19 protein-coding genes are annotated in these 21,893 nt (G+C 62.0%); 2 read left to right on the top strand and 17 right to left on the bottom strand.

Annotated elements, in window-relative coordinates:
* Positions 1-64: 64 nt before the first annotated feature.
* The 17 genes from ARUE_RS08140 to dinB form a co-directional block, all read right to left on the bottom strand.
* A complete protein-coding gene (locus tag ARUE_RS08140) occupies positions 65-823 on the bottom strand; it encodes a YggS family pyridoxal phosphate-dependent enzyme (RefSeq protein WP_011774421.1) in 759 nt (252 codons plus the stop codon).
* Positions 816-1,556, bottom strand: a complete 741-nt coding sequence (locus tag ARUE_RS08135; protein WP_014921367.1) for a purine nucleoside phosphorylase YfiH/LACC1 family protein — start codon at positions 1,554-1,556, stop codon at positions 816-818. Before ARUE_RS08135 ends, ARUE_RS08140 begins: the two co-directional genes overlap by 8 nt.
* A gap of 25 nt (positions 1,557-1,581) precedes the next feature.
* The gene (gene ftsZ, locus ARUE_RS08130) at positions 1,582-2,802 is read right to left on the bottom strand and encodes a cell division protein FtsZ (RefSeq protein ID WP_011774419.1); all 1,221 of its coding nucleotides are present in this window, start codon (positions 2,800-2,802) and stop codon (positions 1,582-1,584) included.
* A 216-nt stretch (positions 2,803-3,018) separates the two neighbouring features.
* Positions 3,019-3,939, bottom strand: a complete 921-nt coding sequence (locus tag ARUE_RS08125) for a cell division protein FtsQ/DivIB (RefSeq protein WP_011774418.1) — start codon at positions 3,937-3,939, stop codon at positions 3,019-3,021.
* Positions 3,932-5,302 (bottom strand): UDP-N-acetylmuramate--L-alanine ligase, encoded by a 1,371-nt coding sequence (gene murC, locus ARUE_RS08120; RefSeq protein ID WP_014921366.1) that lies wholly within the window; start codon positions 5,300-5,302, stop codon positions 3,932-3,934. Before murC ends, ARUE_RS08125 begins: the two co-directional genes overlap by 8 nt.
* A complete protein-coding gene (gene murG / locus ARUE_RS08115; protein ID WP_011774416.1) occupies positions 5,299-6,417 on the bottom strand; it encodes an undecaprenyldiphospho-muramoylpentapeptide beta-N-acetylglucosaminyltransferase in 1,119 nt (372 codons plus the stop codon). The genes murC and murG overlap by 4 nt, the downstream gene beginning before the upstream one ends.
* 6 nt (positions 6,418-6,423) lie before the next feature.
* Positions 6,424-7,725, bottom strand: a complete 1,302-nt coding sequence (gene ftsW, locus ARUE_RS08110) for a putative lipid II flippase FtsW (protein ID WP_011774415.1) — start codon at positions 7,723-7,725, stop codon at positions 6,424-6,426.
* 2 nt (positions 7,726-7,727) lie between these two features.
* Entirely contained in the window at positions 7,728-9,317 is a 1,590-nt protein-coding gene (murD, locus tag ARUE_RS08105) for a UDP-N-acetylmuramoyl-L-alanine--D-glutamate ligase (RefSeq protein ID WP_051024933.1), read from the bottom strand.
* The gene (gene mraY / locus ARUE_RS08100) at positions 9,299-10,408 is read right to left on the bottom strand and encodes a phospho-N-acetylmuramoyl-pentapeptide-transferase (RefSeq protein WP_011774413.1); all 1,110 of its coding nucleotides are present in this window, start codon (positions 10,406-10,408) and stop codon (positions 9,299-9,301) included. The genes murD and mraY overlap by 19 nt, the downstream gene beginning before the upstream one ends.
* Positions 10,405-11,895 carry a UDP-N-acetylmuramoyl-tripeptide--D-alanyl-D-alanine ligase gene (locus ARUE_RS08095; RefSeq protein ID WP_011774412.1) on the bottom strand — a complete coding sequence of 497 codons (1,491 nt, stop codon included), beginning with the start codon at positions 11,893-11,895 and terminating at the stop codon, positions 10,405-10,407. The genes mraY and ARUE_RS08095 overlap by 4 nt, the downstream gene beginning before the upstream one ends.
* A gap of 6 nt (positions 11,896-11,901) precedes the next feature.
* Positions 11,902-13,548, bottom strand: coding sequence for a UDP-N-acetylmuramoyl-L-alanyl-D-glutamate--2,6-diaminopimelate ligase (locus ARUE_RS08090; protein ID WP_014921365.1), 1,647 nt, complete (start codon positions 13,546-13,548; stop codon positions 11,902-11,904).
* A 102-nt stretch (positions 13,549-13,650) separates the two neighbouring features.
* Positions 13,651-15,447, bottom strand: a complete 1,797-nt coding sequence (locus tag ARUE_RS08085; RefSeq protein WP_011774410.1) for a peptidoglycan D,D-transpeptidase FtsI family protein — start codon at positions 15,445-15,447, stop codon at positions 13,651-13,653.
* 42 nt (positions 15,448-15,489) lie between these two features.
* Positions 15,490-16,158, bottom strand: coding sequence for a cell division protein FtsL (ftsL, locus tag ARUE_RS08080; RefSeq protein ID WP_011774409.1), 669 nt, complete (start codon positions 16,156-16,158; stop codon positions 15,490-15,492).
* Positions 16,155-17,153 (bottom strand): 16S rRNA (cytosine(1402)-N(4))-methyltransferase RsmH, encoded by a 999-nt coding sequence (gene rsmH / locus ARUE_RS08075; RefSeq protein ID WP_051024932.1) that lies wholly within the window; start codon positions 17,151-17,153, stop codon positions 16,155-16,157. The genes ftsL and rsmH overlap by 4 nt, the downstream gene beginning before the upstream one ends.
* A 169-nt stretch (positions 17,154-17,322) precedes the next feature.
* Entirely contained in the window at positions 17,323-17,754 is a 432-nt protein-coding gene (mraZ, locus tag ARUE_RS08070) for a division/cell wall cluster transcriptional repressor MraZ (RefSeq protein WP_011774407.1), read from the bottom strand.
* Between the two features lie 512 nt (positions 17,755-18,266).
* Positions 18,267-18,635 (bottom strand): SCO2097 family morphological protein, encoded by a 369-nt coding sequence (locus ARUE_RS08065; RefSeq protein ID WP_011774406.1) that lies wholly within the window; start codon positions 18,633-18,635, stop codon positions 18,267-18,269.
* 238 nt (positions 18,636-18,873) lie between these two features.
* A complete protein-coding gene (gene dinB, locus ARUE_RS08060; RefSeq protein ID WP_014921364.1) occupies positions 18,874-20,136 on the bottom strand; it encodes a DNA polymerase IV in 1,263 nt (420 codons plus the stop codon).
* 72 nt (positions 20,137-20,208) lie between these two features.
* On the opposite strand from dinB, the gene ARUE_RS08055 reads away from it, so the two are divergent.
* Positions 20,209-20,784, top strand: a complete 576-nt coding sequence (locus ARUE_RS08055; protein WP_014921363.1) for a hypothetical protein — start codon at positions 20,209-20,211, stop codon at positions 20,782-20,784.
* Positions 20,781-21,875, top strand: coding sequence for a polyprenyl synthetase family protein (locus tag ARUE_RS08050; protein ID WP_014921362.1), 1,095 nt, complete (start codon positions 20,781-20,783; stop codon positions 21,873-21,875). The genes ARUE_RS08055 and ARUE_RS08050 overlap by 4 nt, the downstream gene beginning before the upstream one ends.
* Positions 21,876-21,893 lie beyond the last annotated feature (18 nt).

Below are 21,893 nucleotides of genomic sequence, written 5' to 3'. Positions count from 1 at the left end.
AGTAGGCGGGCCGCCATGACTTGACATTATTGGAACCCCGGCCCGTCATTCCAATACTTTGACGCTACCCCACGGCCGGACGGGAACCGAGAATATCGGAGCCAATTCTCAGGTGTGTCGCCCCGAACGTCACCGCAGCTTCCAAGTCCTGGCTCATCCCGGCAGAAATACCGGTTGCGGCGGGATGAACGGCACGCAGCGCCTCGGAAATTCCGGCAAGTTTCTCAAACGCCGCATTCGGATCAGCCCCCAGCGGTGCCACGGCCATCAGCCCGGACAACCGGAGCCCGTCTGCTGACTCAATTTTTTCTGCAAGTACCTCAACATCGGACGGGTCTGCACCGCCGCGGTGCGCCCCGGCGTCGTCGTCCAAACTGACTTGGATGAAACAGTCCAGATCGCTTCGCCCCGTGGCACCCTTTTCCCGCGCTATGGCTTTGACCAAAGCGTCAACAACCTGGGGGCGGTCTATCGACTGGACAGAGTGGGCATACTTGACGACGGACTTTGCCTTGTTGCTCTGTAGCTGGCCGATGAAGTGCCATCGGACGTCAACGTCGGCGAGCTCAACGCTCTTGGAAGCGGCTTCCTGGTCGCGGTTCTCGCCGACGTCCGTAACGCCGAGGGCAACCAGGCGGCGGACATCGGCCGCCGGGTGGAACTTGGTGACCACAATCAGCTTTGGCGGATCAGTTCGTCCTGCAGCGTGAACGGCTGCCTCTATCCGCCGGCGGACTAGTCCGAGCCGATCGGCAAGCTCGGCGCTACGGGCGTCGCCACCCGAATCCTGCCGCTGGTCATTGTCGTATCCAAGGCTAGTCATGCGTCCACACCAAACCTGCAAATCGACCGGTTCGGGAGTCCCGCCGGTATGAGAAAAGGGAGTCATTCTCCAGGGTGCACTCCCCCGAATACTCCACCGTGACATCCAGCGCGGCCATCTGGGCACGAACACCCGCGGGCAAGTCCAGGGCCGGCGTCCCCCACGACGTGGAGGACCATGTTTCGGGAACTTTGGCTGCGACGTCAGAACGTAGCTCTTCCGGTACCTCGTAACAGGATCCACAGATGGACGGCCCGAGCCAGGCACTGATATCCACAGCACCCCGGCGCCGCATTTCCGCCACGGTGGCTGGCACAACGGCCGAAGCAACACCGGGACGTCCGGCGTGAGCAACCGCTATGACCGGACTGTTATGGGCGCTTGTTCCAACGAGCACAACGGGGACACAATCAGCCACCATGACAGCCAGGGCTTGTGCGTTACGTCGGTTGGCTGAGGGCGATACCTCGGCAGCCGAGACCATGGCGTCGGCAGTGGGGCCGGGACCATGAGAAGCGATGAACTCAACATGGTTGCCGTGGACCTGATCCATATATTGGAATTGCCCTGGATCAGCACGCTCGGAGTTCATCTCAATGGCATGTTCCAACCGGGCACGACGCGCCATCACATCCACGGGGTCATCCCCCACATGGAGAGCCAGGTTCCCGGCGCCTGCATCCGTGAAGGCTACAGAAACGCCGGGCCGTACTTCATTTCGCCACCAAAACACCTGGTACTGACTCTCCGAACGTGGCTTACTTCAGGAAGTCGGGAACGTCGAGGTCATCGGAGCGGCTGCCCGACAGATCGGGTTCAACCACTGCGGGGAGGTCGACGTCGAAGCCTGAGTCAGCGGGCAAGGCGGACGGACGCTGCTGGCCCCAGTTGCTCAAGCCTGCAGCACCGATACCTGCCGTAGCGTGCTGCGGTGCAGCAGCGCTGGACGGGGCACTGCTCGGTGCGGCAGGGCGGTCCGAAGGTACGGGGTTCTGCGCCGGACGGGACTGGTCCATGGACGGCGAGGTTGCCTTGACATCGTCAAAGCCTGCAGCGATGACGGTCACGCGGGCTTCATCACCCAAGGCGTCGTCAATAACGGCACCGAAGATGATGTTTGCCTCGGGGTGGGCCACTTCCTGCACAAGGCGGGCAGCCTCATTGATCTCGAACAATCCAAGATCCGAACCGCCCTGGATGGAAAGCAGGACACCATGGGCACCGTCGATCGAAGCCTCCAGGAGCGGTGAAGCGATGGCTAGTTCCGCAGCCTTGACCGCGCGGTCTTCACCGCGGGCGGAACCGATGCCCATGAGCGCCGATCCTGCGCCCTGCATGACTGACTTCACGTCAGCGAAGTCCAAGTTGATCAGGCCCGGAGTGGTGATGAGGTCGGTAATGCCCTGGACACCGGAAAGGAGCACCTGGTCTGCAGAACGGAAAGCGTCCAGGACAGAGACGTTGCGATCACTAATGGACAGGAGGCGATCGTTGGGGATCACGATCAGGGTGTCGACTTCGTCGCGGAGAGCGTCAATGCCAGCCTCGGCAGAGCCTGCACGGCGTCGGCCTTCGAAGGTGAACGGACGGGTCACGACGCCAATGGTCAGCGCACCGAGGGAGCGGGCGATGCGCGCGACCACGGGCGCGCCACCGGTTCCGGTGCCACCGCCCTCGCCTGCCGTAACGAAGACCATGTCAGCGCCGCGGAGAACTTCTTCGATCTCATCGGCGTGGTCCTCTGCGGCCTGCTTGCCGACCTCGGGGTTCGCCCCGGCGCCGAGGCCGCGGGTGAGCTCACGTCCGACGTCGAGCTTGACGTCGGCGTCGCTCATCAGCAGCGCCTGCGCGTCGGTGTTGATGGCGATGAACTCGACGCCCCGAAGGCCCACCTCGATCATGCGGTTGACTGCGTTCACGCCACCGCCGCCGATGCCGACGACCTTGATGACGGCCAAGTAATTCTGCGGTGCTGCCACGTTTCGTGCCCCTTGCTTGTGTCCTATAGCGAAACTGATCGAGTCCAACTTGAATCCTTGGACCTTAACCCTCTAGTTGAAGGTTATAGTTATGTCAAGTAACTCTACTGCGACGGTATTTCCTCTGGTTCCCACATGCAATCTCCGCTTGCGCGTGTCGTGTGATTGTCGTGAAATAAGGCCACCGCCGGCCGCAGGTTACGTTCTCAATGCTGCTTATTTTGTGAATGGATGCCGGGGAACACTGACATCGTAGACACTGACGGGAACCTTGGGGTCCACCGGCATCCTCAGGAGCGCTTCAAGTGCCTTCGCCTTCATTTCCCTGTCCTCGGCATTGCCCCACACTACCGTCTTTCCGTCCACCAGTTTCAGTTCAACTGCATCCGCGGATGCTGCGGATGCAGTGGACATCCTGGCCAGGATATCCGCGGGCAAGGTGTCCAACACAGCAGCAATCGCCTTGAACAACTCCGTGTTGGTTGTGCCGACGCCGGCGTCGATCAACGGCAGCGCTACGGCGGTCAAGTCCTTGGTCGCACCGAGCTGCACGCCGTCCACATCCACCATCACGTACGAGTCCCCCTGTTTCAGCAGGGCCACCGGGACGCGCTCATCCACGTGCACCAGCAACTCCGACGGCGGCCGTGCTTCCATGGTGGCCGAACGGACCTGGACCAATGGTTTCAGGAGCTCGTTGATTTCTTGCTCGCCAACCTGTGGCAACGGCTTGCCTTCGAGGCCGGACAGAGCCTTCTGCACCGCATCAGGCGTCAGCAAGGAAGTGCCGTCCACCGTGATGGTCCGGACTGCGAGCACAGGCGAGAAGACCGCCCCTGCAATCAGTACACCCACCACAACGGCCACAATCGAGAGCGTCCACAGCACGAGTCGTCGCTGACGGCGTTTCTTCGGCTCAGGAAAAGCAATGACGTTATCCGGCGACAATTCCTTGCCGGTCTTGGAGGCACCGCCTGTGCGCTTGCCATTGGCTGCCGCTTTCTCAGAGGTCTTGGCTTCAGGCTCAACGGAACGCTGTGCACTGATGACCTCCGGGGAGTCACCCCCGGGACGGGCGTCTTTGCTTTGCCGCGGCTCCGTTCCCGCTTTGAAGGTGGGCTTGCGGGTGCTAGCCACCCAACGCCTCCACGATCACTGGACCGTAGGCAGTGACGTCTCCTGCACCGACCGTCAGGACGACGTCGCCTTCGCTTGCGACGGCTGCCACGGCATCAACGGCCTCGTCTGCCGAAACCAGCCGTCCGTTCACCAAATGGTCGGTAATCAACGTGCTTGTCACACCCGGAATGGGGTCCTCGCGGGCGGGATAGATGTCCAGGACCAATGCGGTGTCCGCCAAGTCCAGTGCGGCGGCAAACTCCTGGGAGAACTCACGGGTGCGCGAAAACAGATGCGGCTGGAAGAGGACGTGCACCTTGTTGTCCCCGGCCACAGAACGGGCCGCGGACAAAGCTGCACGGACCTCCGTGGGATGGTGTGCGTAGTCATCGTAGACCCGCACTCCCCTGCCCCGGCCTTTGAGCTCAAATCGCCGCGACGCACCGGTGAAGTGGCCCAGTGCTGCTGCTGCAGCGCCGGGTTCCACACCGAGTTCGACGGCGACGGCGAACGCAGCTGCCGCGTTCAAGGCGTTGTGCCGCCCAGGTACCTGCAGTTCGAGTTTGTGGACGTCACCGTCAAGGGCAACCGAAACGTCGCCCGGGCCGCCGTCGTGAAGCCGGATGTCCGCGTCGTCGGACGTTCCGTACGTCAGCACGCGTGTGGTCCCCTTGGACGCTGTACGATCCGCCAAGGCCCGGGCGCCGGCGTCGTCGGAACACGCCAGCAGAACACCCTGGGCGGGCAAGAGCGCCGCAAAGTCATCGAAGGACGCGAACACGGCCTCCGGCGTCCCGTAGTGATCCAAGTGGTCGGCCTCGACATTGGTGACCACGGCAATCAATGGCCGGTAGTTGAGGAACGAACCATCCGATTCATCGGCCTCTGCCACGAAAATGTCGGAGGACCCGTGTGCTGCATTGACGCCGAGTGCCGGAACATTCGCGCCGATCGCGAAGGAGGGATCCAAGCCGGCTTCCTTGAGGAGCACCGCAACCATCGACGTGGTAGTGGATTTGCCATGGGTACCCGCCACGGTGACCACCCGGTGCCCGGCCATAGTGGCGGCCAGAGCTTCCGAACGGTGAAGTACGGGCAACCCGGCCTCGCGAGCCGCCACCAGCTCCGGGTTATCCGCGCGGATGGCTGAGCCGGCAACGATCGTCTGCGCGTCCCCCAGGTTTCCTGCGTCGTAGCCCACGGCAATGCGTGCGCCTGCCGAGGAAAGGTCACGCATGACCGGCAAATCCTTGACATCCGACCCGCTGACCGGAACACCCCGCGACACCATGATGCGTGCGACCGCGGACATGCCCACTCCGCCGATTCCGATGAAGTGAACGCGCCCGAGGGACTCGAGTCCGGCGATGCTGGTGGTCATGCGGATACCGCTTCCAAGACAAGATCAGCCATGCGCTGATCGGCGTTTCTGATTCCAAGGGCCTCGGATTTCCGGGCCATTTCGTTGAGCCTGCTGCGGTCAGTCAGAAGCGGAATCAATTCGCTCCTAAGCCATTCCGGACTGAGGTCTTTGTCATCCACCATCACGGCGCCACCGGCCGCAACCAAGGGAGCGGCGTTCAGTGCCTGCTCTCCGTTGCCGATGGGCAAGGGCACGAACACTGCGGGGACTCCCACCGCCGCTACCTCGCTGACGGTGCCGGCACCGGCACGGGCGAGGAGGACATCGGCAGCTGCGTAAACGTTCTCCATGCCATCCACGTACTCAACCTGCCGATAGCCGTCAGCGGTGAGAAGGCCGCCGTCGTCATCCTTGACGGCCTTGCCGTTGCCCGTGATGTGCAGCGTCTGCACGCCGGCCGCCGCCAACGCGGGGAGGGCTGCAGTGATGGCACGGTTGATGCTTAATGCTCCCGAGGATCCGCCGGTGACGATCAGGGCAGGGCGCTGTGCGTCCAAGCCGAGCGCAGCCCTAGCCGCAGGCGCAGCGACCGCCCGGTCCAGTCCCGAGATGGCCCGGCGCATGGGCATGCCGACATGGCGTGCACCCCGCAACCGGGTACCGGCAAATGCCACGGCAACATGGTTACTGAACCGGGCGCCAACGCGATTGGCCAGGCCGGCTTTCATGTTGGCCTCATGGATGACGATGGGAATCCGGAGTTTCCGGGCAGCAAGGTACATCGGCGTACAGACGTAACCACCCACCCCCACCAGAACGTCCGCGCGGGCTTCCTCCAGGATGCGCCGCGCCTGCCGGACCGCGCCGCTCAGACGGGCCGGCAACTTAACGAGATCCGCTGAAGGCCTCCGCGGAAACGGAACACGGTCAATGGTGGCGAGCTCGTACCCGGCTGCGGGGACCAGCCGGGTTTCCATGCCCGACGGCGTACCAACAGCAAGGATGGCAGCCTCCGGACGCTTTTCCCTGATGGCATCGGCAATGGCCAGCAGAGGGCTGACGTGGCCGGCAGTTCCGCCGCCGGCAAGGACGACGGACAAAGGCTTGGATGCGTTGGCGGAATCAAAAGTCATGAAGTGCTAGGTACGCTTTCGTGCGGTCTTGGATATGAGGCGCGGCAGGAATCCTGAACGTTGCTGCGCTGGCAATTGGCCGCGGGCCAAAGACAACACTACGCCCACGCCGCAGAGTGACATGATCAGCGCGGAGCCACCATAGGAGATGAAAGGCAGCGGCACCCCCACCACGGGAAGGAGCTGAGTCACCACGGCCATATTCATACTGGCCTGGCCCAGCAACCACACCATGATTCCGCCCGCAAGAGTGCGCTGGAAAGGATCAGTCTGCCGGACCACTACACGGAAAATGGCAATGCCCAGAATCGCGAACAGGACCAGCACCACGATGGTTCCCACGAGGCCGAGCTCCTCGCCGATAATGGCGAAAATGAAGTCGTTGTGTGCTTCCGGCAGCCAGTTGTATTTCTGTCGGCTTTGACCAAGGCCCAGTCCCGTCCAGCTTCCTTGGGCGAGACCGTACATGCCGTTAGTGGATTGGAAATCGAAGTCGAACTGCTCGGTGCACTGCTGCGAGGCGGTACCCAACCAGGACGTGATGCGACAGATCCGGTTTTGGCTGCTGATGGTGCCCAGGACAGCGCCGAGGGCACCCACAGCGCCGGCGATGGCCAGCATCCGGCCCGGTACGCCGGCGAAATAGAGCCCGGCTGCGGTGATCGCCGCGATGACTATGACTGTTCCGAGGTCGTTGCCCAACATCACCAACGCGATAACCAGGCCAGCGCCGGGAACCACGGGAATGATGACGTGCATCCACCGGTGAAGGAGTTTCTGCTTCCGCGCCAGGACGGCGGCGATCCAGACACAGAGGATCAGCTTGGCCATCTCTGACGGCTGAAGGGTGATTCCACCGATGTCGATCCAGTTCTTGTTGCCGTTCACCGTGTTGCCCATGATCTGCACCAAGGCAAGAAGGGCAATCACGGCTCCCAGCGCCCACCAAGACAATCTCTTCATCCAGTTCACGTTGGTCCGCGAGATGACATACATCGCAATGAGCCCAACGACGCCGAAGACCGCCTGCTTGAGGGCGTCAGCATAAGGCGACTTACCCTCGGAGATGGCTTCAACGCTGGAGGCGGACAACACCATCATGATGCCGATGGCTGTCAACGCCAGGGCACAGCCGAGGATCAGGTAATACGTGGAGCTGTTGGGGGCTTTGCCTTTGCCTTCGAGGCTCTCCCAGAAGCTGCGCAGGTGCCCGCGGAGCCCTTTGGGCCGGCTGCCGTCATCGGACGCGGCCTTGGGTTTCCCGTCCCGGGGTTCTTTGCCGCGGGTGCGGGTGGGCGTGCTGACCATTGTTACTCCTCGGTGGTCGTTGCCTGCCCTTCCACAAGCTCGCGAACTGCCAGGACGAAAGCGTCGCCACGGTGAGCGTAGGAAGAGAACTGATCCATGGATGCAGCCGCCGGTGCCATCAGCACAGTGTCGCCGGGCGTTGCCACGGCGGCCGCCGATGCCACGGCCTGAGCCATGACGGTCTCACCATAGATTGGCGAAGCGGCGTCTCCGGCTGCGGTCTGCACTCCTTCAGTGTCGCCCTTGGGGGGCGCTATCACCGGGACATCCGGAGCGTGTCGCTGGAGGGAGCCCTCCAGGGCTTCGGTGTCGGTGCCAATGAGCACAACAGCTTTCAGCCTTGGGGCGTGCTCCTTGACCAGGTCGTCGTAATTGACGCCCTTGGAGAGTCCGCCGGCGATCCACACAACCTTCTGAAAAGCCGAGAGTGCAGCGGAGGCCGCGTGCGGGTTGGTGGCCTTGGAGTCGTTGATCCACAGGACATCGTTATGGTTGGCCACCAGCTGGATCCGGTGGGCGCCTGGCAAGTAGTTGACCAGGCCCTGTTTTACCGCCGCCGGCTCGATTCCATAGGCGCGGACCAAGGCTGCCGCCGCAAGGGCATTGGCTACCATATGGCGGGGCGCAACCGGCCCTAGATCCGTCATCGCGGCAAGTTCTGCCGCAGAGTCCTTGCGCTCGGCAATGAACGCCCGGTCAACGAGCAGACCGTCCACCACGCCCAGCATGCTGACGGCCGGAGTGTTGGTGGTAAATCCGATGGCCCGGCACCCCTCCACGACGTCGGCGTTCTCCACCATTCGTTCAGTTTCGATTTGCTCGGCGTTGTAGATCGCGGCCTTTTGGGTGTTCTCGTACACCTTGGCCTTGTCCGCGAGGTACGAGGCATAGGAGCCGTGCCAGTCGACGTGGTCCTCGGCAACATTCAGGCACACACTTGCCACGGGAGACAACGAGTGGCTCCAGTGCAGCTGGAAGCTGGAGAGCTCAACTGCAAAGGCGTCGTAGTCCACAGGATCCCGTAGGGCGTCGAGAATAGGGGTGCCTACGTTTCCCACTGCGATCGCTTTGAGCCCGGCAGCCTGAAGCATGGATTCAGCCATACCCACTGTTGTGGTCTTGCCGTTGGTGCCGGTGATCGTCAGCCAATCGGCGGTCTTGCGCCCTGCGCGCTCCCTGAGTCGCCATGCGAGCTCCACGTCTCCCCAGACGGCGATGTGCTTCCGCTTCGCAGCGGCAAGCAGTGCTTGGTCGGGGCGCCACCCAGGCGACGTCACCACAAGCTCGGGCAAGGAACCGTCGATCAAAGGAAGTGCCTTCACGGCTTCTTCACCCAACAGCACATCCACGGCACCCACGATTTTCAGGGTGTCGGCCTGGGCTTCGGCCTTTGCAGTGGTGGCGGCGTCAACCACCACCACCTTTGCGCCGAGTTCGATGAGCGTGTCCGCAGCTGAGAAGCCGGACACACCGATGCCGGTCACTACGACGCGCAGACCCGTCCAGTCAGCATCCCAGCTGGTGAGTTCGTTAAGCCTGTCGGCGTTCGACGGCGTCGATTCCGGGCTTTCGTTCACAGCAGCACCACCCATTCAGCATAGAAAATTCCCAGTCCGGCGGCCACGAAGAGCCCTGCGAGTATCCAGAACCGGACCACTACAGTGACTTCGTCCCAGCCCTTTAGTTCAAAGTGGTGTTGCAAGGGAGCCATTTTGAAAACACGTTTGCCGCCGCTGAGCTTGAAGAAGCCCACTTGGATGATGACGGACAGGGTGATCAGCACAAAGAGGCCACCAATGAAGGCAAGCAGGAGTTCGGTGCGCGACAGGATGGCGAAAGCCGCAACGGCACCACCAATGGCCAACGATCCCGTGTCCCCCATGAAGATCTTGGCGGGGGACGTATTCCACCACAGGAAGCCCACCAGGGCGGCACTGAGAATCGCCGCAAGCAGGGCAAGGTCCATGGGGTCGCGCACTTGGTAGCAACCGCTGCCGGCTTCCCGTGGTGATCCGCAGGCCTGGTTGTTCTGCCAGATCCCCATGATTGTGTACGCGCCGAAGACCATAATGGATGCTCCTGCAGCCAACCCGTCCAGGCCATCGGTCAGATTAACGCCGTTGGTGGCGGCGGTGATGATCAAGTTGGACCACAGAACAAACAGGATGGCGCCCACCACGGTCCCGCCGAAGGCGAGGTCCAACCAGGGAATATCGCGCACCAGGGAAATCTGGGTAGAGGCAGGACGCAGACCATCCTCGTTGGGGAACTGGAGGACCAGGACCGCAAAGATGATGCCAACGGCTGCCTGGAGGATCAGCTTGGCGCGTGCATTGAGGCCGAGGCTTCGCTTGTTGGAGATCTTGATGAAGTCATCGAGGAAGCCTACAAATCCCATGCCAACCATGAGGAACAGCAACAGCAGCCCGGATGCCGAGGGACCGGCTGAGTCCGGGTTCATCATCCACATGATCAGGTGCGTTACGAAGTAGCTGATGAGCACGGCGGCCACCACCACGGTTCCGCCCATGGTGGGAGTGCCCCGCTTGGTGTGGTGGGACGTCGGTCCGTCGTCCCGGATGAATTGTCCGTAGCTCTTGGCCACGAGGAACCTGATGAACAGGGGCGTCCCTATCAGGGCCACCAGAAGGGCGACGCCGGCGCCGATCAAAAGTGCAATCACAGCAGCTCGTTCCCTTCGCTTGCGGCAGCTTCAGCCGCGTTTTCTCCGGTGGGCTCGGCCCGTGGAGGTAATGCTATCCGATCACCCAAATGCCTTAGTCCCACACCGTTGGAGGACTTGAAGAGCACCAGGTCACCGGGTTCAAGCTCACGTTGAAGCAGCTCGTAGGCTTCTTCCACGGTCTCCGTGAACGAACATTCGTCACCCCAGGAACCTTCCTGGATGGCGGAGATGTAGAGGGCACGGGCTTCGCGCCCCACCACTACCAGCCTGGAAATGTTCAGCCGCACCACTTGCGTTCCTACGGCGGTGTGCTCGCGGATGGAGTCCTCCCCCAGCTCGAGCATGGCTCCCAGAACGGCCCAGGTCCTTCTGCCTTGTCCAAGGTCAGCCAGCGAACGCAGGGCAGCCCGCATCGATTCCGGGTTGGCGTTGTAAGCGTCGTTGATGATGGTGACGCCGTCTGCACGTTCGGTCCGCTCCATCCGCCAGCGGCTGGCTGCCGATTGGGAGCTGAGCGAGGTTGCAATGTCGGCGGCCGGGATGCCGGCGGCGAACGCGGCGGCCGCTGCGGCCAGAAGATTAGTGACGTGGTGGCCGCCGATCAGGCGGCTTCGCACCTCAACGGCCGGGCCGCCGTCGGGCAGTACCAGATCGAAGTCAGGGAAGCCTTGCCCGTTGACTACAACGTTCCGCGCTTCCACTTCTTCGGTGGTGGCGGGCGAAGACGTGAAGCCCAGAACCTTGGCTTTGGTACGGGCGCGCATGGCAGCAACCCGGCCGTCGTCGAGGTTGATCACGGCTGTGCCGTGCTCGCTCAGGGCTTCCACCAACTCGCCCTTGGTCTTGGCGATGTTCTCCACGCCACCGAACTCGCCGGCGTGGGCCGTACCAACCACAAGGACTACGCCAATATCCGGCTTGACCATCTCTGCCAGGTACTTGATATGGCCCAGGCCGGTAGCGCCCATCTCGATCACCAGGAAGCGCGTGGTGGCGTCAGCGGCGAAGACCGTCAGCGGGACGCCCACCTCACCGTTGTAGGACCCCTGCGGGGCCACTGTGGCTCCGGCGGTGGACAGGACACCGGCAAGGAGGTCCTTGGTGGTGGTCTTGCCCGCTGATCCTGTGATGCCTATGACCGTAAAGTCCTCGCCACGGCTCGCACGCTCAGCACGAATGCGGCGGACGGACTCTGCTGCCAGGGCACCCATGGCCAACACAGCATCCTCCACCACGACGGCGGGAAAGGGGCGGCCGTCGGCATCGGTCACTTCGCGTTCGCCGAGAACCAGGACGGCGCCGCGTTCGAAAGCGGCATCGACGAAGTCGTGGCCGTCGGCGTGCTCGCCGGGCTTGGCCACATACAGGGAACCGTGCGTCGATTCCCGCGAATCAGTGACGACGGAAGTGGGCACGATGTCCGGATCTCCGGTCAGGCGGCCATGGGTGATGTCGGCGATCTCCGCCGCAGTAAGTGCAATCATCTCGGTTTAGGACTCTATCCGCTGGTCCGCTGAAACGCTGAATCCCTTGGATGTCAAGGCGGCCCGCAACTCCACCCTGTCGTCCAGGGCCAGGTTCACTCCCTTGACCTCTTGCCACACCTCATGTCCACGCCCGGCGATCAGGATGGTGTCCTTGCCGGTTGCCATGTCGACGGCCAATTTAATGGCGGCATCCCTCGGGTAGGACTCGATGATTTCGCTGTTCAGATTCTCTGAATCCCGGGCCGCATGGGCGCCTTGGAGGACCTCAGCCCGGATTGCTGCAGCGTCTTCGTCGTGGGGATCGTCATCGCTGATGATCACGACGTCTGCGAGGCGGGCAGCGATGGCTCCCATGGTGGGGCGCTTGCCTTGGTCGCGTTGGCCTGTTGCCCCGAAGACCACGATGACGCGGGACCCCTCCCGGGGTGAGCGAACGGCTTCCAAGGCACGGGACAAGGCGTCAGGGTTGTGGGCAAAATCAACAACGGAGGCAGGCTCAGTAGAGATGAGCTGCATTCGTCCGGGCACTGACACTGTGAAGGGATCGTGCGCATCCAGGGCAGCCTGGAGCGTGTGTTCGTCCACGCCGGATGCAAGGACCATCACTGTGGCCAGGGCCGCGTTGGCCACATTGAAGTCTCCCGGCAGGCCGGTGTGGACGCGCAGGGTTCGTCCGTCAGCGTGCTTGAGTTCGAATTCCGAGCCCAGTCCGCGCGCCGTGATGGACGCAACCTTCCAGTCGGTGCTGGAGCTGCTTCCATCAACAGGCTTGGTGGAGAGTGTGGTGACCGGAATATCGGCTGTCTCAGCCAGCTGGCGTCCCCAGTCGTCGTCCACCGTGACCACTGCGTGCCTGGCCCTTCCAGCTGTGAAGAGCTCAGCCTTGGTGCGGAAGTACTCGTCCATACTTCCGTGCAGGTCCAGATGATCCTGGGTGAGGTTGGTAAAACCGGCGACGTCGAACATCACTCCGTCCACGCGGTGGTAGGAGATGGCGTGGGACGAGACCTCCATGGATGCCGCGTCCAGGCCTCGTTCGCGCATCAAGGCCAGCAGTGCATGGACGTCGGTGGATTCCGGCGTGGTCAGGAGGCTGGGGATCGGATCGCCTCCTGCAACGATTTCGATGGTTCCGATGAGGCCGGGCTTCTTCTCCAAGGCACGCAGCAAGGAGTTGATGAAGTAGGTGGTGGTGGTCTTGCCGTTGGTACCGGTGACGCCGTACAGCGTCGGGAAGCCACCATCCGCAGGCTGGCTGCGATAGATCAGTGCGGCAAGACGTCCGACGGCGGTTCGCGGCTCAGGGACGATAAGTACCGGCACAGGCTGCTCACCTGCAAGCGCAAGCTGGCGGGCCCCGGCGTCGTCCGTGACAACCGCAACCGCCCCGGCCTCGACTGCCTGGGGAACGAAGTCGGCACCATGACGGGAGGCTCCCGGCAAAGCCATGTAGAGGTCGCCCGTTTCGACGGCCCTGGAGTTCAGGGTAATCCCCGTCACTCCCCTGTCCTGGCTGGCGTCCGGAGCGGCAACACCGAGTGCGTCCGCGATGGTTGCCAACGGCACCGCGGCCACGGATGCGGGACGAAAGCCTGTTTGGCCGGCATCCGGCATCGTGGCGTTGATAGCTGCCTCATTGTGCTCTGACACGTGGTTCTCCGTTGGTGCTCGTGGAACGACCGGCTTGGGGCCAGCGGCGCCCGGGCCGTTAGTGGTTGATCGATTTTTGGCCGAAACAGACGCCCAAGAAGCTTACTTGACGAACTGGGGCAACCGCGCGGGCGTGCCGGTGGACGGCGCCACGTTGTAGGCCCGGAGGACCTGTGACATCACGGAACGGAACACGGGACCGTTCGTGACGCCGTAGATGTTTCCCTTGGGGCGCTGAAGGACTACTTCCACGATGAACCGGGGGTCATCCATGGGTGCCATGCCCACCATCGAGGCAGTGAAGCCGTCAAATCCAGGGAGCCCGTCCTCGCGGGGCGCCTGGGACGTTCCCGTCTTGGCTCCGACACGGTAGCCGTCAATGGCTGCGTCCTTGATCTGGCCCTCAGTCACGGCGCTTTCCAGGATGTCCCGGACCTGCTGGGCTGTTTCCTTGGATACCACTTGGCGGGAGTCCTTGGCCGGAACCTTTTGCTCCTCGCCCTCCGGAGTGATGTAGCTGTCAATCAGCCTGGGCTGGAGCATCACGCCATCGTTGGCAATGCTTTGGAAGGCGCGCACAGTCTGGAGTGTTGATTGCGAGACGCCTTGCCCGAACAGCACGGTGTACTGCTGGCGGTCGTCCCACTGCTCGGGCTTGGCCAGGATGCCCGTGGCTTCAGCCGGCAGGCCAATGTCCGTCTGCTCGCCGATGCCGAACTTCTTCAGCCAGTCGTACCGCTGTTCTTTGGTGAGTCGGCTGCCTGCCATCACGGTTCCGGTGTTCATGGACCACCCAAGGATGCCGGCAAGGGTGCGCTCTTCAGTGCCGTGCTCGAACGCGTCAGTGAACGTCTGCCCATCGATGGTGTAGGCCGCTGGGGTGGTGAAGTGATCCAAGGGGAACGATTTCCCCTCCTCGATCACGGCTGCGGCGGTAATCATCTTCTGCACGGAACCGGGTTCGTAGGCGGCTGTCACTGATCTGACGCCGCGATCCTTGGCATCCACTTTCCCGGGATCATTGGGGTCCGGGGCATTGGTGTCCGCCAGGGCGATGAGGTTGCCCGTCTTGGTGTCGATCACAATGATGGAACCCCACTCGGCGTTCATCTTGTTCACTTGGCTCTGGATGGCCTGCTGCGCAAAGTACTGGATGTCCGTGTTGATGGTCAGCTTGACGTCGCTGCCATCGACGGCCGGGGTGAGTTCATCTGTCGCCACCGGAATCCTGAGGCCGTCAGCACCGATCTCAAAGACGCGTTTACCTTCGACACCCCGAAGAATCTCGTCCTGGGTTTGCTCGATGCCGGCCTGTCCGTTGGTTCCGTCCTTGAGGAAACCAACCACCCCGCCGGCAACGCTGCCGTTGGGATAGACGCGCTTGCTGACACCTTCTGCGCTAAGGCCCGGGATATAGAGCTTGGAGATCCGGTCCTCCAGTTCCGGCTTAACGTCCTTTGCCACCATGAAGTACTGCTTATCTCCGGTCAGTGACTCACGGATAGTGCTTTCGTCCACCCCCAGAAGCCCGGCCAGGTCGGATATCCCTTGATCACGGGTTATCTCGTCCAGCTTTTCGGTCTTCTCATTGAAGCGGTGAAAAGTTTCCGTGCTCGTATTCACGGTTTGGTCCACCACGATGTTGTATCGGATCACGCTGCTGGCCAGCACCGTGCCGTTGGCATCGACGATCTGCCCCCGCTCGGCAGGGAGCACCTGCGGCGTGAGCCGGCTCGCCAAGGCAGCTTCAGCCATCCCGCCCATATCCAGGCCCTGGACCATGAACAGCTTGCCGCCCACCACCAGAAGCAAGGTCAGCATGATGCCGAGGCCAACGCGCAAACGTTTTCTTGCCGCCGGCGTCTTCGTTTTATTCGATGTGCCGGGGTTCTTTGCCACGTTGAATCCTTGCTGCTGGCCTTGCTTCGGTGGACGGACTGTCTACTGCCCTGGTGTCTTTTGTTGGGGAGCCGGTACCGTACCCCCGTGAAGCTCCACGGGCGGGGTCGCCGCCGGTGATGCGGGGGTAGCCGGCGGCGTGGACGGCGTTGCAGCCGGGGCCACCGGAGCTGCATCCGGTTTGCGGTTTTCCAGCGGTTCCTTGGTAGTCACCGACGGAACAACATCGATCAAGCCTTCAACGGCCGGAGCGGCAAGCAAGGCTCCGGGATTATCTCCCTTGACTGCCGGTGATGCCTTTCCGGTCACCGCCAGGGTGTTCAGGTCGATCTGCCCTTTAACGGTGGAAGGTACCATTCCCAACTCGGCGGCCTTCGCTGCGAGGTTCTGCGGAGCTTCGAAGTTCTGCTTCTTCTGTGTCAGGTCCTGGTTTTCCTTGTTCAAGGTGGCAGCCTGGGCTTTTAGCTGGACCAGCTGGTACTGCGCCGTGGACACAGAAATGTTCAACACCAGTACTGTCAGAAGCGCGGCGGCCATCGCCACGAAGCACAGGACCACGAATGGCGTCCTCCGCTTGCCCGGCACGCTGCGCACCAGTGACAGAGGAGTGCGCGCCTTGCGGGCGGTGTCGGGCCTTCCCGCAGGGACCGGAAGCGCACGGGCGGTGCTACCCACCGTGGAGGGCATAGTCTTCGCTGCGGCGTTGCTCATGCGTCTCTCCTCTGTTTGATACGCTCCACTGCCCTCAACCGGGCAGACGCCGCGCGGGGATTTTCAGCGATTTCCGCTGCCGTGGGCACTTCCGTGCCCTTGGTGATGGTTTTCAATTCAGGTTTGTGTTCTTCAAGCTCAACGGGGAAGCCGAGCGGCGCCGAAGATTTGGAACCCGCCTGGAAAACGGACTTCACGATCTTGTCCTCAAGCGAGTGATAAGACATCACCACTATCCGACCACCCATGGCCGTCGCGGCCACCGCTGCCGGAACCGCGCGTTCCAGGACATCGAGTTCCTCGTTGACCTCAATCCGCAATGCCTGGAAGGTGCGCTTGGCGGGATGCCCGCCACTCTTCGCTGCTGCGGCAGGGACAACGCTGCGGATCTGCTCTACAAGTTCTCCCGTGGTTGCGAACGGCTTCTCCGCGCGGGCGTTGACGATCCTGTTGGCGATCCGCCCGGCGAACTTCTCTTCGCCCCATTTCCGGATGATGCGCACCAGTTCGTCTTCGCTGTAGTTGTTGACCACATCAGCTGCCGTTTGGCCACGGCTGGTGTCCATCCGCATATCCAAGGGGGCGTCGTAGGAGTAGGCGAAACCGCGCTCCCGCTCGTCGAGTTGCAGGGAAGAGACGCCAAGGTCCATAAGAATGCCATGAACCTCAGGAACGCCAAGGTCCAGCAGGACGTCCTCTATCTCGTCGTACACAGCATGAACAAGATCGGTGCGATCGGAAAAGGGCTCCAGCCGGGCGCCTGCCAAGGCCAGGGCTTCCTCGTCGCGATCGATGCCAACGAGGTGAAGGTCGGGGAAACGCTGCAACATGGCCTCGGAGTGGCCTCCCATGCCGAGGGTTGCATCAATGGCGACAGGTCTTTCCCCGCGTTTCCTGGCAGCCTCAAAGCCGGGAGCAAGCAGGTTGATGCAGCGGTCTTTCAGGACGGGCACGTGGCGCTCCGATGTGGGCTTTGCCGCGTCCTGCTCTTCCACGCTGCCTCCTCTTTCCTCAATCGCTTGCCTACTGATTCTTGAATCGGATCCCCATCCGCGCCTATCGTTCCGCCGGCCTGGCTCAGGGGAAGGTGAGCCAGGAAGACAGTTCGATGGGCGGCTGGAGATCCCATTCAAGAAGCTGGACTGCCGCTTCCTCCAACCGGGGTCAGATGAACCCCGGAAGATTGTCGTCATCCGTTTCAGAGAAGGCTGCTTCCTTCTCATTGAGGTACTCGTTCCAAGCGTCGGCGTCCCAGATCTCTGCCCGGGTACCGGCGCCGATAACCGCCAGTTCCCGGCCAAGCCCTGCGTAAGCGCGGAGCGCCGGCGGAATCGTCACGCGCCCCTGCTTGTCCGGTACCTCATCAGAGGCTCCAGACAGGAAAACCCGAATGTAGTCACGTGCCTGCTTGGAGGACAGTGGTGCCTCCCGCATCGACTCGTGAATGCGCTCGAATTCCTTCTGACTAAAGACGTAGATGCAGCGTTCCTGGCCTCTGGTGAGAACCAATCCGTCGGCAAGTTCCTCGCGGAACTTGGCGGGAAGGATGATCCGGCCCTTTTCATCGAGACGCGGAGAGTGAGTACCCAGAAACACTGGCCCACCGCCCCTCAATCAAGGTGCCCGCACATGCCCAACACTGCCACTACCCTCTTATGCTCTCCACTTTACTCCACAACGCACCACAGTCAACGCACTGCGGGGCGTTTCTCCACCACTTTGAGAATCACCAAGCCTGAAATCACGCGGTTTTCTGGGTGTGGCGGAAAGTGGAGGCGCATACCAAAGAGCCACGGCTCCGGGGCGTGGGATGCCAGTTTCTGGCCCTTGCACCTGAAACGCCAGGCATGATCCGGGCTAATGGGGGTGAAAAATGCCGGAAAGGGTGGAAAGTGGGGCTAGTGGTGCGAAGTGGAGCAAGCTCCCTTACTTGAGGATCGTTCCCTTGTTGAGGACGGCTTCCTCGTTGAGGACGGCTTCCTCGTTGAGGACGGCCCTTAAATGCGAAAAGACCCGCATCGCGGGTCTTTCGTTGCCCCTAAGAATCTCCGGGGCGTGGATGATTCAGGAGAGGCCTCGGCTGACGTCCTCGAACCCGGAAGGGTCTGTCAATTGTCGTCGCGACGCCGTTCGTCCCAGCGTTCTTCCAAGCTGCTCATGAACGAACTCTTTGGCTTGGCCTTGCCGGGTTTCCCCTTGCTTGCCTTGCCGAAGGCCGCGCCACGCAACGTAGCGAAGTACACGCCGGCGCCCATGACGACGAAGCCAAGGACACCCACAGGTATCGCCTGCAGTGATACGCCAACGAGAAGAAGGAGGATTCCGGCAATGGCGCCAAGCACACCGATAATGACGTGCCGGGTGGACCAGCTGCGGATGGGATCCGAACCCATGGTGTTGGCGAACTTCGGATCGTCCTCATGAAGTTGCTTCTCAAGTTGCTCAAGCAGCTTCTGTTCGTGCTCCGAGAGGGGCATCGCGACCTCCTTTAGTCAGCCAGCGTCCGGACATGACGCGTTCTGTGCGTCTGTTTCCAAAACGATCGGACCAAGAAAATCGTTCCCCAAAATTCCCTTTTGGTTCAGCGGGCATCTCGGGGCCGACTGTTCAGGAAACAGTTTGTCCAGACGATCTAAATCTCTGTAATAAATAGGATAGTTTGTCCGACGCCGTTCTGAAAGACGCCCGGAGTGCCGCCGGGCAACCGGGTGGGCCTCATGCGTCCGCCGGGGGCTTCCCAGGCTCCAGGAGCCGGGCCGGCAGAAGCGTTTTGGACCCGAAGCGCTCGGAGACACGATCCAAGGCCTGTTCGGCTGCCCGCCAGTTGTCGTCCCGCCGGTCAAGGCTCAACTGCAGCGACGTCTGGCCCGCTGGTTCCAATTGCTCAGCCCGCACCCCTACCAACCGCACACTCATGGATCGGGTGCCCAAGGACTCAAGCAGCTGCACGGCTACCTGGTAAATCAGCTGCGCGCTGTCCACAGGGGTCTGCACGGTGCGGCTGCGCGTGACCGTAGAGAAATCCGAGTACCGCAGCTTCAATGCCACAGTCCTTGCCAGCATGCCTGAGCTCCTGAGCCGGATGGCGGTGCGGTGTGAAAGACGCAGCAATTCCCGGTGCAGCAAGGCCTGGTCCGCGGTATCCACGGAGAAGGTCTCCTCCGCCCCTATGCTCTTCTCAAGCCTGGTTGGAGTTACCGGCCGCGGGTCTATACCCATGGACAACCGGTGAACGTGCTCGCCACTGGCTCCCAGAACCTTTTTAAGCGACGCCAAGGGGGTTGCTGCGACATCCGCCACAGTGCGAATGCCCAAGCGGGACAACACTTCGGCAGTCTTTCCACCCACACCCCACAGGGCTCCGACAGGAAGGCTGTGGAGATAAGGGACGGAGTCCTCGGCATCGATTTGGAGGATGCCGTCAGGCTTGCACCGAGTGGATGCGATCTTAGCCACAAACTTGGTGCTTGCGATCCCCACGGAGGCCGTGATTCCAAGTTCCGAATGGACCCTGCGGCGGATGAGGTGGCCGATGTCCATCGGCGACCCAAGACGACGAATCGCGCCGCCCACGTCCAGGAAGGCTTCGTCCACGCTCAGCGGCTCCACGAGATCGGTAATGGAGGCGAAAATCTCCATGAGCCGGCCGGAAACCTCGTAGTACTCGGTATGCCGGGGATTAATGATCACCGCAGATGGGCACCGCCTCATGGCAATGGACATCGGCATGGCGGACTTCACACCCGTGGCCCGCGCCTCGTAGGAAGCGGAAAGCACCACGGACCGTTCTGCAGGGAATCCAACAATGACCGGCTTTCCCCGAAGTTCGGGACGGGTCCGCAGTTCCACGGAGACGAAAAAAGCATCCATATCCACGTGAAGTATGCTGGTTCGCCGCTGTTCCCGCAGGGCATCTCCGGCGCTGCGGGCGGGCTTGCTGCCGGCACTTGGGGCGCCACCGAATGCTTCCTGCCTCACAACGGCAATACTATGCCCCACCACTGACTAAACTGGAGGCACAGTCCGGCTCAGCCCCAGGAAGGATACCCTGTGAAGCTCTTTGGAACTCCTCAATCGCGAGGGTTTGCCCTGCTCGCAGTCAGTGTCGCTTTGGCGGCCTCGGCATGCACACCATCCCCCGGCGGCACGGCAGCGCCGTCCGAAACAAGCGCTTCCTCGGCATCGTCCACGGCGGTGCCAACCCCGTCATCGCCTTCCGGCTCCACAGCCTCGCCTGAAACCACCGCATTCACGGAGACACCCCAACCGGCACCGGACGCCACGGCAACGGTGAATGCTCTTGTTCCTGGTTTTCCTGAGCAACTCATTCCGGTCATGCCCAAGACCTCCGTGCGCTCGAGCAGCGTGGACAAGAGCGATTCAGTAGCCACGGTGGCGCTCGTCGGGACAATCAAAGCTCCACCCGAGGGTGTTGTGGACTACTACAAGACCTCCATGGAGGCGCAGGGCTTTAAGCTTGTCCCCGGCCCGTCGGCTGTTGGCAACGTCACTTCCCTGGACTTCATCCGCGGTGATGGCGAAACGGTAAACGTATCGGTCAGGCAAAAGGAGGGCGTCTCAACGTTCACCATTGGCGCCAACGTGGCGGCCGGGTCCGTCAAGTGACGGCGACTTCCCACGTCACCGCGGAGCAGACGCAGTTCATTAATGGTGTTGCCGGCAAATTGAGCGGGTTCCTGTCAGAGCAACAGGACCTCATGGCTACGGTTTCTCCCGACGTCGAGCCGCTCATTGGATCGATTTCGAATCTTGTCACCGGAGGCAAACGCCTCCGGGCCCTCATGTGCTACTGGGGCTGGAGGGGCGCTGGCGGCCCTGCCGGCGACCCGGACATCATCGCCGCCGGGTGTGCTCTTGAGCTTTTCCAGGCAGCGGCCCTGATCCACGATGACATTATTGATCGGTCTGACACCCGTCGCGGCGGCCCAAGCGTGCACAAACGGTTCAACCAGCTCCATGAAATGAACGGCTGGGCACTGGACAGCGGGCGTTTTGGCGATGCGGCAGCGATCCTGACCGGCGACCTCTGCCTTTCCTTCAGCGAGGAGTCCTTTACGGAGATCGGCCACCGGGCAGCAGCGGGAAGTCCAGCACGGCGAATTTTCAACGTGATGCGCGCAGAAGTAATGGCAGGTCAGTACCTCGACATTCTGGAAGAGGTGGCTGGTCCCGTACGTGACCGGGCCGGATCTGTGGAGCGTGCAAAATCCATCATTCGGTACAAATCCGCAAAATACTCCACTGAGCATCCACTGGCGTTGGGTGGGGCACTGGCCGGAGCCCCCGAAGGGTTGCTTAAGGGTTACTCGGAGTTCTCGTTGCCCCTGGGCGAGGCATTCCAAATGCGGGATGACGTCCTGGGGGTCTTTGGCGATCCCGAAACGACCGGCAAGCCCGCTGGCGATGACCTTCGGGAAGGCAAGCGTACGGTTCTGGTGGGCTTTGCCATCAACCAAGCACCCCCGGCGGAGGCAGACTACCTTGACCGTATGCTCGGCAATCCCGGCCTCGGCGAAGTCGAGGTAGCCGAAATACGGCGCGTCATTGTTGAATGCGGCGCCTTGGACGCCACGGAATCGCTGATCGCTGAGCTCAGCAACAGAGCATTCGAAGCTCTTGAACGCCTACCCCTTGAGGACCTGCCGCTGGTGGCATTACGTCAGCTGGCCGAAGCCGCTGTGAGCCGGGCGGCCTGACTCAAGGGAATTTGTGCA

It is taken from the genome of Arthrobacter sp. Rue61a, assembly GCF_000294695.2.
In the GTDB taxonomy this organism is placed as follows: Bacteria; Actinomycetota; Actinomycetes; order Actinomycetales; family Micrococcaceae; genus Arthrobacter; species Arthrobacter aurescens_A.
This window is presented reverse-complemented; position numbering and strand designations above follow the sequence as displayed.